The 581-nt window shown below is 39.1% G+C and carries 1 protein-coding gene; it reads right to left on the reverse strand.

Features of this window, described 5'->3' with window-relative positions:
- Positions 1–104: 104 nt before the first annotated feature.
- A complete protein-coding gene (locus tag L2764_RS27575; RefSeq protein ID WP_248943512.1) occupies positions 105–431 on the reverse strand; it encodes a hypothetical protein in 327 nt (108 codons plus the stop codon).
- Positions 432–581: the final 150 nt, after the last annotated feature.

Genomic DNA, 581 nt, shown 5'->3' on the forward strand with positions numbered 1-581 from the left:
CCACTCTTCATGAGAACGTTTAGTCATGTTAACTCCTGATGTGATAGTCAGACGTTAAAATAAGGGATCAATGAACGCAGTTGAAGATGTACTTGCTCGGACGGTTACATTCCAATCATAACAAGTTTCGCATTAACTGTTGGACCAATAATTACTCTTTTAACAGCATCGATACTGAATGGTATAGGCTGATATGACACCAATAAATCACTCGTGGTTTTGAATCCAATATCTGGAAGTGTAGGCTTATTATAAAGGGTTCGTAACGCCGCCATATCATGGCTATTTATTTCACTTTCTTTGCGCTCTCCTATATACAGAAGTCTGATTTCACGCTCATCTGCAAATTCTACTGGCTTGATACTCGATGCAAGAAAAATGCTGTGAAGGAATAATGTATTAACCTTTAATGAAAGCTGCTCAATTAGCAATCTATCTGAAATACCATTTTCTATACCCGTAAGTGACTCTACTAGGGGGCGTTGACAATTACGCTAACCAAATCATAGAAGCAGCTAATTGAAGCGTCCCTAAATAGTACTTAGCCTTTCTCTCATAGCGCGTAGCCACTCTACGGAACT

This window comes from Shewanella surugensis (assembly GCF_023284005.1).
GTDB lineage: Bacteria > Pseudomonadota > Gammaproteobacteria > Enterobacterales > Shewanellaceae > Shewanella > Shewanella surugensis.